A 9,914-nucleotide genomic window follows, 5' to 3' on the forward strand; every position below is an offset into this window, starting at 1 on the left:
TGACCGCCGGGACAACGACCGGCGTTCGTTCGAGCGGCGTGAGGACCGTGGCGGTTTCCGTCGGGACAACGACCGGCGTTCGTTCGACCGTCGCGACGACCGCGGCGGGCACCGTGGCAGCGACCGTCCCTTCAACCGCGACCGCCAGGGCGACCGCCCCGGTTTCCGCTCCGGCGGTCACGACCGCCCGTTCGGCCGTCGTGACGACCACCGCGGCACGGGGGGCGCGTTCGGCCGCCGGGAGGACAAGCCCCGCTGGAAGCGCAATGGCTGAGGCCGGGCGCGACTCCCGGGCGCAGTGAGTGCCGTGGCCCCCACCGATTTCCGGTGGGGGCCACGGCGTTTTCGGTACAAGCGGGCCGCCCTGCGGCTGTCCGCCGGTCTCTGCCGTTCCCGCACCGGCCATGCGTACGACAACTTTTGGCCATAGCAACGACCGTGTGGCGCATGTCACGTCCCCGGCGAGGGAATCGCTGGGGACATGACATCTCCCTCACCCTTCGGCGCCCGCGGTCCCTCGAAGACGGCGGGCGCCGCCGTGTCCGACGAGGAGCGGCTCGCCCAGCTCGGCTACACCCAGGTCCTCGCCCGCCGGATGTCGGCGTTCTCCAACTACGCGGTCTCCTTCACGATCATCTCGGTCCTCTCGGGCTGCCTGACGCTCTATCTGTTCGGCATGAACACGGGCGGACCGGCCGTGATGACCTGGGGCTGGGTCGCCGTCGGCCTGATGACCCTGTTCGTCGGCCTGTCCATGGCCGAGATCTGCTCGGCGTATCCGACCTCCGCGGGCCTGTACTTCTGGGCCCACCGCCTCGCGCCCCCGCGGACCGCGGCCGCCTGGGCCTGGTTCACGGGCTGGTTCAACGTGTTGGGCCAGGTGGCGGTGACGGCGGGCATCGACTTCGGCGCCGCGTCCTTCCTGGGTGCGTACCTCAATCTCCAGTTCGACTTCGAGGTCACTCCGGGCCGCACGGTCCTGCTCTTCGCGGCGATCCTGCTGCTGCACGGACTGCTGAACACCTTCGGCGTCCGCATCGTCGCCTTCCTCAACGGTGTCAGCGTGTGGTGGCATGTGCTGGGGGTCGCGGTGATCGTCGGTGCGCTCACCTTCGTACCGGACCACCACCAGTCGGCGTCCTTCGTGTTTACGAAGTTCGTGAACAACACAGGCTGGGGCAGCGGGGTCTATGTGGTGCTGCTGGGGCTGCTGATGGCGCAGTACACCTTCACCGGCTACGACGCCTCCGCCCATATGACGGAGGAGACGCACGACGCGTCGACGGCCGGGCCGAAGGGGATCGTCCGGTCGATCTGGACGTCGTGGGTGGCCGGTTTCGTGCTGCTGCTCGGCTTCACCTTCGCCATCCAGTCGTACGACAAGGAACTCGCCTCCCCGACCGGTGCACCGCCCGCGCAGATCCTGCTGGACGCTCTCGGTGTGACCGCCGGCAAGCTGCTGCTGCTCGTGGTGATCGGCGCCCAGCTGTTCTGCGGAATGGCGTCGGTGACGGCCAACAGCCGGATGATCTACGCTTTTTCGCGTGACGGCGCCCTGCCCTTCTCGCATGTCTGGCACACGGTCGATCCGCGCACGCGCACCCCTGTGGCGGCCGTCTGGCTCGCCGCGCTCGGCGCTCTGGCCCTCGGCCTGCCGTACTTGATCAACTACACGGCCTACGCGGCCGTCACCTCGATCGCCGTCATCGGGCTGTACGTCGCCTACGTCATCCCGACCCTGCTGCGGGTGCGCAAGGGCGACGCGTTCGAACGCGGGCCCTGGCACCTGGGCCGCTGGTCGCAGGTGGTCGGGGTGGTGTCGGTGGTGTGGGTCGGGATCATCACGGTCCTCTTCATGCTCCCGCAGGTCTCCCCGGTCACCTGGGAGACCTTCAACTACGCACCGGTCGCGGTCCTTGCGGTGCTCGGCTTCGCGGCGACCTGGTGGCTGGCGTCGGCCCGGCACTGGTTCCTGAACCCCGACCACGAACGCACGCGCGCGCGTGAGGCAGCGCGGGCCGGGGCGGTGAAGGTGGAGGATACGTAGTACCGGGCATGGACGGGTGGGGCCATCCGCAGGATCTCGGCCGTCGGTGTGGCCGGGACACCGATACCCGATCGGAGTCCCGGCCTCCTCCGGCTATGCTCGGGGAGGCAACATCGCCTGGGCCCTTAGCTCAATTGGCAGAGCAGTGGACTTTTAATCCATTGGTTGTGGGTTCGAGTCCCACAGGGCCTACGCAACGATCAGCCCCTGACCTGCGGCAGAAGCCGGAGAGCAGGGGCTGAATCGCGTTGCGGGAGCCCCAGAGATCGTTAGCTCGCCCAATGCTCGCCCGAATTGCAGGCGATCAAGGCATGGAGAAGCCCCAGCCGGTGCGGAAGTTTCGGCTGGGGCTTCTGGTTCAGGCGCGGGCGGAGACGATGAGTGTCCCCACGGTGCGCGGCTCGGGCGGCGCCGCGAGGACCATCGCCCGCGCGTCCCGGTAGCCGTGCTCGGCGAGCAGCCGCTCCCACGTCTCCGGCTCGTAGTCCCATCGCTTCACGACGGCAGGGTCCTCGTCGGGGCCGCGCTGGATGTACGCGGCCTGGCAGCCGTAGCAGCCCTCCACCGGCGGCCGCTGCGAGAACACCAGCCGCCCGTGCGGACGCAGCCGCTCACGCACCGCGGGCAGTAGCCGCGCCGGGTTGGTGAACCACATCGCCCCGTACACCGAGTAGATCGCGTCGAACGGCTCCTCTGCGGCCTGCAGGAAGGCCACAGCCTCCGCCTGGTGCAGCTCCAAGCCGGGCGTCTCGCCCCACCGATCGCGGGCCGCGCGCAGCTGCACGGCCGACACATCCACACCCATGGCCCGCATCCCGAGGGTGGCCAGGTGAGAGATGTTGCCCGCCTTGCCGCATCCCAAGTCCAGGACGCGGGCCCCGGCCTCCACGCCGAGGAGTTCGACGCCGGGCCCGTGGTCCTCGAAGTGGGTCCAGTTGAACCAGGTTGTCTCGCCGCGGGCGTTCGTCGGCCGGCGCCCGGGGCGCTGCCGCGAGTAGGTGTCCCACGCGATCGCCGTGTCTGTCACGCTCTGCTCCGCTCATAGGGCCAGCCGCCCGGCTTTGACACCAGACGGCTGGAGTGTCTTACGGGTGGTGCGGTCGTGTCAGCCGCTCTTCGGGCTGTCGTGGCATCCGGAGTGGCACTGGCTACAGTCGGCGGAGGCTCCCCACAGCTCGGCGTCCACCGCGTACCCGGCCGCGGCGATCGCGGCGAGGGTGCGCTCACGGGTGGCCTGCGGGCCGCCGGGCAGCGTCTCGTCTTCGTCGGTGGGGACGTGGTGGACGAACCGGCCGACGATCCGCTCGCAGAACTGTGCGTAGTCGGCCGTGTGGAGGATGAACGCATGCCAGCCGTGGTCGACGAGCTCGCTCGGGGCGAGGGACCGGCCGGGCTGCTGGCCGGAGGCGGCGATGGCTATGCCGTCGTCGGTGTGGCGGCCGCAGGCCACGCAGATGCCTGCGGCCCGCTCGGGCTCGTTGTCCCACATCGGGCTCATCGGGATGCCTCTTTGGCCCTGCAGCGCGGGCACTCGCACGGCGGGAACGCCAAGTTCATCGCGACGTGGTTCGCCGCGGGGACCACGCTGGAGCTCACGGGTGTGCGCTTCAGCGTCTCGGGATTGACCCGGTAGACGGTGATGATCAGACCGGGGTGCGCGGTATCGCTGCCTGTATCGGTCACAGATTCAAAGTGCTCCGTCACAGGGAGTTGCGCGGCGTCAGTGAGGGCGTCAATTCGGCGACACGCAGGGCGTCATTTCGGTGTCATTCCCAGCGCTGTGGGTCTACCGTGATCCCTATGGCCACACCGAACAGCGCACTGCGAGCAGTCCGCATGGGCCTGCTCATGTCACAAGACGACTTCGCTCGCGCCATCCGCAACGCCGGCTCCCGCGCCGGACAGCCCAATGATGCCAACAAGCGGCTCGTACAGCGCTGGGAATCCGGCACCACGACCGCACCCCGACCCGTGTACGCCCGCGCCCTCGAAGCTGTCACCGGCCTGCCCCTCGAGGCCCTCGGCTTCACCGTCACCGTCCCCATGGCCCGCGTCTCCGAGGACGGCCACGGCGGGCACGACATGGAACCCGGAGAGGGAGGCATCGCCCCCGCGGTGAGCGCACCACAGCCCGAACCCCAGGCCACCCACCGCAACTACTCCGGGGTGTGGCTGTCGCGGTACGAGTACTTCAGCTCCGGGCGGGACGCCGCATTCATCGGCCTGCACCACGTAGTCATCCTGCAGCACGGCAACCGGCTCAGCGTCCGCTCGCTCCCGAACGGATCGTCGAACCCCAACTCGCCGCTGACGATGGACCTGGAGATCGACGGGCACGTGGCGACCGGCACGTGGACCGAGCAGACCGCGACCGACGGCTACTACCGGGGTGCCTGCTACCACGGCGCGATCCAGCTGCTCGTCGAGCCGACCGGCCGTCGCATGACGGGCAAGTGGATCGGCTTCGGCAAGGAGTTCGACATCAACACCGGGCCGTGGGAGCTCGTCTTCCAGGACGCGTCGACGACGAAGGCGACGCTCTCCGCCTACGACCGGCCGCCCGAGTAATCCCGGGCATGACGAAACTTCCCCGGCCACGGCCGTGACCGTGGCTGGGGGCGTCGTCATGCGTACTGGCGGTGGTGGGGTCGAGGCCTATCGACAACAGGCCGCCGCCGTTGCCAGGCTTCGGGTCGGGCGCACCGTCCCGTCGGCAGACGAGGGCGTCCGGGTCCCAGCTGGCCTGCGCTGCGATGGAAGAGATTGCCGTATGCCTCTGGATGACTAACGAGCTTTCCATCTCAGCTCAATCCGCAACGTCAGAAGGGCGGAAGTCATGTCCCAGGGAAACCGTCGCCGACCGCCGGCTCGCGTCTCACCGCCTGCGGGATCTGCGGCTCACGGTTGCGCCCGTGGTGCGGTTGCCCCTCTGTGAGTTGCAGCGTCGGTGTGCGCTGCGGACGTTGGCGGGGTCGTTGAGGCCTCGGCTGAGTGGCTGGGCGTGGTCGAGGGTGAACGCCCAGGGTGAACGCCCAGGGTGAGCGCTGCGCTTGGTAGCCGGTGAGGTTGTAGTCGATCTCGCGGCCGCAGATCCAGCACGGGAGGCGCTGGGCTCGGAGCCAGTCGACGAGCCAGCAGTAGGGGCGCCCCTTGCGCGGGTTGCGACCTACGGATACCGATCATTCCCAGACCAGCGGTACGCAAAGGGCTACGCCGACGGCTATAGCGCCGGTTACGCCAAGGCCGAAGCGCGGTACTGCCCCTGATCAGCCCGCCGGGGCGCCAACCTGTAGTCCGTGGGTGGGTGCCACGACTCGTCAGGCGGCAGCGTTGACGCAGTGAGTTGAGGCTGTGGCGGGCGCGCGAGAGGCGCTCTTCACCGCGCGAGCCTGATGCCTCGTGCTCGCCTGGGTTCGACGACGATGGCGCCCTTCTGCTCGCACTGCCGCAGCTGGTAGTGGACGGCGGGACGGCTGCGCAGGCCAACGCGCTTGCCGATCTCGACGACGGTCGGGGCTTCGCCGCGCTCCGCGATCCACTCCCGGATGCAGGCCACGATGCGCTCTTGCCGCTCGGTGAGAGGATCGACTGGGTACATGCCTTCGATTAGAGCGCGTGTTCGATTTATGGAGCAAGACGGGCCGCGCACTCACGGGAGGGCAGGTGGTGCTCCGGCCCGGACGGGAAGCGGCTCGGCGCGAAGTGCCCGCAGTTGTCGAAGCGTTCGCATGGCACCCACCAGCTCCGCCAGGAACTTCCAGTGGCCGCGGAGGGCGCACGCCGGACGTTCCGGCGCACCGGCTACGCCAGCGTGAAGGACGCCCAGACGGACCTCGACCGCATCCGCGCCATCCTCGACCTGGCGGGCGACGACGAGGACGGGACGGAGCTGGGGGAGTGGCTGCACCCGGACGTGGTGTCGAAGACGTTCCGCCGTATCGCCCGGGCGGCGGACTTGCCGACGATCAATCTGCGGGACCTGCGGCATGTGTCGGCGACGGTGCAGCATGCGGGCAGCGGCGATCTCCACTCCATCAAGGAGACGCTGCGGCATTCGACGATCACGCTGACGTCGGACACGTACACCTCGCTGCTGCCCGAGGTGGATAAGGAGATTGCGGAGCGGGCGGCTGCGCTGGTGCCTCGGGCGCGGCGCAGTGACGTGGCGGCGCCGGTCGAGTAGCGTTGTCGGTGGACGCGTTGAGGCCTCGTCACCGCCGGTGGCGGGGCCTTCTTCGAGGAACTCGAAGAGCGGCACGGGAGAGGGCCCTGAACCGTCCGGTGCCCTCCGTGGGCCGTCGGCTCTCTACGGCGCGCGCGGCTTCGCTGTCGGCAGATCGGCCGGCGCGCAGAGCGCACTCTGCCAGGATGACGGTATGGGGACAGACATTGCGGTGCGTCGCCTCGACCTCGGGTACTTCATCCGGCCCGCATCGGAGACGGACAGCGAGCAACCACGGGTGGAACCCGTACTCGCCTACGTGGTGCGACACGATCAGGGCCTGATCCTCTTCGACACCGGCATCGGCGCCGCGGACCCCGAAACCGAGGCGCACTACCGACCCCGGCGCCGTGCGCTGCAGGAAGCCCTGTCCGCAGCGGGGGTAGCTCTCGGCGACATCTCCGTCGTGGTGAACTGCCATCTGCACTTCGACCACTGCGGCGGGAATCCCCTCCTGGGCGGCAAGCCCATCCTCGTCCAGGACGTGGAACTGGCCACCGCCCGTCGGGGCGGCCACACCTTCGACGAGCTTGTCGACTTTCCCGGCGCAACCTACGAGGAGCTCGCCGGGGAGGCCGAGATCTGGCCAGGAGTCCGGGTCGTTCCGACACCCGGGCACACCGAGGGACACCAGTCCCTGGTCCTCCGGAAGGACGACGGCACCGTGGTCCTCGCCGGCCAGGCCCACGACTTCGCATCCCGGTTCGCATCAGACCATCTGGCCCGCCATGCGGCACTTCACGGGGTGGAACAGCCGCTGCCGCCCTACCGGCCCTGGCTGGACCGGCTCGCCCACTTCGACCCACGGCGCGTGCTCTTCGCACACGACTGCTCGGTCTGGGAACCGTCACAGGACAACCTCTGAGACCGATCGGATGAGACGGATCGGAGGCCGAGCGGCAGCGCCTCCGGGTCGGCGGACCCGGCTTTCGGAGGTGTCAGCTCCCATCTGACCGACGGCGACGCGAGGGCCTGACGCGTCAGCCGGCCGTCAGCTCCGTGAGGGGCAGGCTGTGCTGGGTGTGGATCACCTTCGCGCGTAGATAGCGGACGTTGTGCGCCGTGGTGAAGACGCCCGTGGGGACGCGGTGGGTGACCCCGAGACCCAGGGCGCGGAGCTGATCCGCCTTGTCGGGATTGTTGGAGAGCAGGTCCAGGCTGTCGATGCCGAGGGCGCGGAGCATCTGCGCGGCGGCCGTGTAGTCGCGGGCGTCCTCCGGCAGTCCGAGCGCGGCGTTCGCCTCGTAGGTGTCCAGGCCCTGGTCCTGCAGGGCGTAGGCGTCCAGCTTGTTGTAGAGGCCGATGCCGCGGCCCTCCTGGCGGAGGTAGAGCAGGACCCCGCCCTGGTCGGCGATGCGCTCCACCGCCTCGCGCAGTTGGGGGCCGCAGTCGCAGCGGGCCGAGCCGAAGACGTCGCCGGTCAGGCACTCGGAGTGCAGGCGCACCAGCGGGGGCCGGTCGGCGGACATCTCGCCGAGGCCCACGGCGAGGTGTTCCTGGCCGTCGGCGAGGCCGTGGAAGGTGACGAGGTCGGCGGTGACCGTGTAGCCGTCGCCGAACCGGAGCGGGACCGTCACGCGGGTGCGGACCGTGGCGTCGGGGAGGCGCGTCGGGGCGCCGCTGTCGCCGGATGTGGCGGCGTCGCTTGGGTCGAGCATGTCTGTCGTCCTCCTCCGGGTCGGCTGCGGGTGCATAGTGCGCCCCTGCTTCAGATTTGAAGCACAACCTTGGCCGGAGACTGTAGTCCTGTTTTAATGTTCAAGCAACCTGTTTTCGGGCTCCCGGCCCTCGGTTACGCCGAGGACGAACGCCGCCGCCAGGGCAGGCCGTCGCACGCCGATCGCTCCTCGTTCGCCTGGAGCGCCTCCGTGATCCGGTCGCAGATCGCCTCCAGCTGGCTCACCTGCTCGGGCGTGAGATGGTCGAAGACAGATGCGCGGACCGTCTCGACATGCCCCGGTGCGGCGCGTTCCAGAAGCGCCATCCCCGCGTCCGTGAGGACTGCCGTGCTGCCGCGCTTGTCGGTCGGGCACCCCTCCCTGCGGACGGTGCCATCCTTCTCCAGGCGGGAGACGACGTAGGTCAGCCGACTGCGCGTGATCCTCGTGGCCTCGGCCAGGTCGGTCATCCGCATCCGGCGGTCGGGCGCGTCGGAAAGGCGGGCCAGTACGGAGTAGTACAGATGCGACATGCCGGCCTCCCGCTGGAGCCGCCGGTCGATCGTGTCCTCCAGGAGCCAGGACGCGGCGATGTACGAGCGCCAGGCGCGCTCTTCCTCCGGGGTGAGCCAGCGGATCGTCATACTGGCAGTGTAGTTACTGTTTAAAACTTGAACCAAGTATCGTCCGTGCGACCCTCTTTGTCGTCGGCCGAAGTCCCACTGGAGCGCACCCCCATGGCCCACCCCTACGTCCTCCTGTCCGCCGCCGTCTCCCTCGACGGCTTCCTGGACGACACCGGGCCCGCGCGGCTCCTGCTGTCCGGGCCTGAGGACTTCGACCGGGTCGACGAGGTGCGGGCGACCAGCGACGCGATACTCGTCGGGGCCGGCACGCTGCGCACCGACAACCCGCGGTTGCTGGTCAACTCGCCCGAACGGCGCGCGGCCCGGGTCGCCGCCGGGCTGCCGGAGTACCCGCTGAAGGTCACGGTCAGCGCGTCCGGCGACCTCGATCCGGACGCCCAGTTCTGGCACACGGGCGGCGCGAAGACCCTCTACACGACGGACAAGGAGGCCGAGCGGCTGCGCGGGCTGCTGCCGGCGGACGTGGACGTGGTCGCGCTCGGTCCCGACGTGGAGTGGCGGGCGGTGCTCGACCACCTGGGGAACGTCAAGGGCGTACGGCGGCTGATGGTCGAGGGCGGTGGGCGCGTGCACACCCAGCTGTTGCGGCAGGGGCTGGCGGACGAACTGCAGCTCGCGGTCGCGCCGCTGTTGGTGGGGCAGGCGGAGGCGCCGCGGATGTTCGGGCCCGGCGCCTATCCGCCGGGGCGGATGCGGCTGCTGGAGACACGGACGGTCGGGGATGTCGTGCTGCTGCGGTACGTGCCCACGGCGCCCGGCACCGGGTCGCTCGCCTCCGCCGCGGACCGGCGGTGGCTGGAGACGGCCTGCGAGCTCGCGGCGCAGTGCCCGCCGTCCCGGACGGCCTTCAGCGTGGGAGCGGTGATCGTCGCGGCGGACGGTACCGAGCTGGCGCGCGGGCACTCACGCGAGGGCGGTGACCCCGTGGTCCACGCGGAGGAGGCCGCCCTGGCGAAGCTGGATCCGGCGGATCCTCGGCTGCCCGGCGCCACGGTGTACAGCAGTCTGGAACCCTGTGCGCGCCGCTCCTCCCGGCCCGCGCCGTGTGCCCGGTTGATCCTCGAGGCCGGGGTAAGGCGGGTGGTGACGGCCTGGCGTGAACCGGACACGTTCGTGCAGTCCGCCGACGGCAGCGCGCTGCTGACTGCCGCCGGGGCGGACGTGGTGATCCTGCCGGAGTACGAGGAGCGGGCGAAGGCACCGAACGCCCATCTGCTGCCCCCGTCGACCCGTCCCTGAGGCGGTGTGCGGACCTTGTGACGGCCGAAAAAGCCGGTGAGGGGTCATGGGCACAAAACCCGTGTCCGTCCTGTCGCGCGCATGGCGTACACTGGATTCAC

Annotated in this window: 11 protein-coding genes, 1 tRNA gene and 2 pseudogenes; 7 read left to right on the plus strand and 7 right to left on the minus strand. The window is 69.7% G+C overall.

The window, feature by feature from the left end:
* From VXC91_RS38715 to VXC91_RS38725, 3 genes and pseudogenes are all read left to right on the plus strand, one after another.
* Positions 1-274: pseudogene (locus tag VXC91_RS38715) on the plus strand (DEAD/DEAH box helicase); the annotation flags it as partial.
* Between the two features lie 207 nt (positions 275-481).
* Positions 482-2,047: an amino acid permease gene (locus tag VXC91_RS38720; protein WP_329512043.1), complete on the plus strand. Its 1,566-nt coding sequence runs from the start codon at positions 482-484 to the stop codon at positions 2,045-2,047.
* Between the two features lie 119 nt (positions 2,048-2,166).
* Positions 2,167-2,239 (plus strand) — tRNA-Lys (locus tag VXC91_RS38725).
* Between the two features lie 166 nt (positions 2,240-2,405).
* On the opposite strand, the gene VXC91_RS38730 is transcribed toward VXC91_RS38725, so the two are convergent.
* The 3 genes from VXC91_RS38730 to VXC91_RS38740 form a co-directional block, all read right to left on the minus strand.
* The gene (locus tag VXC91_RS38730) at positions 2,406-3,074 is read right to left on the minus strand and encodes a class I SAM-dependent methyltransferase (RefSeq protein ID WP_329512044.1); all 669 of its coding nucleotides are present in this window, start codon (positions 3,072-3,074) and stop codon (positions 2,406-2,408) included.
* A gap of 78 nt (positions 3,075-3,152) precedes the next feature.
* A complete protein-coding gene (locus tag VXC91_RS38735) occupies positions 3,153-3,545 on the minus strand; it encodes a glycine-rich domain-containing protein (RefSeq protein WP_329512045.1) in 393 nt (130 codons plus the stop codon).
* The gene (locus tag VXC91_RS38740) at positions 3,542-3,730 is read right to left on the minus strand and encodes a hypothetical protein (RefSeq protein WP_329512046.1); all 189 of its coding nucleotides are present in this window, start codon (positions 3,728-3,730) and stop codon (positions 3,542-3,544) included. Before VXC91_RS38740 ends, VXC91_RS38735 begins: the two co-directional genes overlap by 4 nt.
* Before the next feature lie 117 nt (positions 3,731-3,847).
* Between VXC91_RS38740 and VXC91_RS38745 the strand changes: the two genes are divergently transcribed.
* Complete coding sequence (locus VXC91_RS38745) at positions 3,848-4,615, plus strand: helix-turn-helix domain-containing protein (protein WP_329512047.1); 768 nt, start codon at positions 3,848-3,850, stop codon at positions 4,613-4,615.
* 307 nt (positions 4,616-4,922) lie between these two features.
* Here the strand turns inward: VXC91_RS38745 and VXC91_RS38750 are convergent.
* Positions 4,923-5,018 (minus strand): annotated as a pseudogene (locus tag VXC91_RS38750) (HNH endonuclease); the annotation flags it as partial.
* 405 nt (positions 5,019-5,423) lie between these two features.
* Positions 5,424-5,645, minus strand: coding sequence for a LexA family protein (locus VXC91_RS38755; RefSeq protein ID WP_329512048.1), 222 nt, complete (start codon positions 5,643-5,645; stop codon positions 5,424-5,426).
* A 24-nt stretch (positions 5,646-5,669) separates the two neighbouring features.
* Between VXC91_RS38755 and VXC91_RS38760 the strand changes: the two genes are divergently transcribed.
* On the plus strand, positions 5,670-6,230 hold the full coding sequence (locus tag VXC91_RS38760) for a site-specific integrase (protein ID WP_329512053.1): 561 nt from the start codon (positions 5,670-5,672) through the stop codon (positions 6,228-6,230).
* A 193-nt stretch (positions 6,231-6,423) separates the two neighbouring features.
* Positions 6,424-7,134 (plus strand): N-acyl homoserine lactonase family protein, encoded by a 711-nt coding sequence (locus VXC91_RS38765; RefSeq protein ID WP_329512049.1) that lies wholly within the window; start codon positions 6,424-6,426, stop codon positions 7,132-7,134.
* A 115-nt stretch (positions 7,135-7,249) separates the two neighbouring features.
* On the opposite strand, the gene VXC91_RS38770 is transcribed toward VXC91_RS38765, so the two are convergent.
* Positions 7,250-7,927: a GTP cyclohydrolase II gene (locus tag VXC91_RS38770; protein ID WP_329512050.1), complete on the minus strand. Its 678-nt coding sequence runs from the start codon at positions 7,925-7,927 to the stop codon at positions 7,250-7,252.
* Positions 7,928-8,061: 134 nt separating this feature from the next.
* Complete coding sequence (locus VXC91_RS38775; protein WP_329512051.1) at positions 8,062-8,571, minus strand: MarR family winged helix-turn-helix transcriptional regulator; 510 nt, start codon at positions 8,569-8,571, stop codon at positions 8,062-8,064.
* A 93-nt stretch (positions 8,572-8,664) separates the two neighbouring features.
* Here VXC91_RS38775 and VXC91_RS38780 point away from each other — a divergent pair, with 93 nt between their 5' ends.
* Positions 8,665-9,813 (plus strand): dihydrofolate reductase family protein, encoded by a 1,149-nt coding sequence (locus tag VXC91_RS38780; protein WP_329512052.1) that lies wholly within the window; start codon positions 8,665-8,667, stop codon positions 9,811-9,813.
* The last annotated feature ends 101 nt before the right edge of the window (positions 9,814-9,914 follow it).

Origin of the sequence: Streptomyces chiangmaiensis (genome assembly GCF_036281785.1) — a bacterium.
GTDB classification, from domain to species: domain Bacteria; phylum Actinomycetota; class Actinomycetes; order Streptomycetales; family Streptomycetaceae; genus Streptomyces; species Streptomyces chiangmaiensis.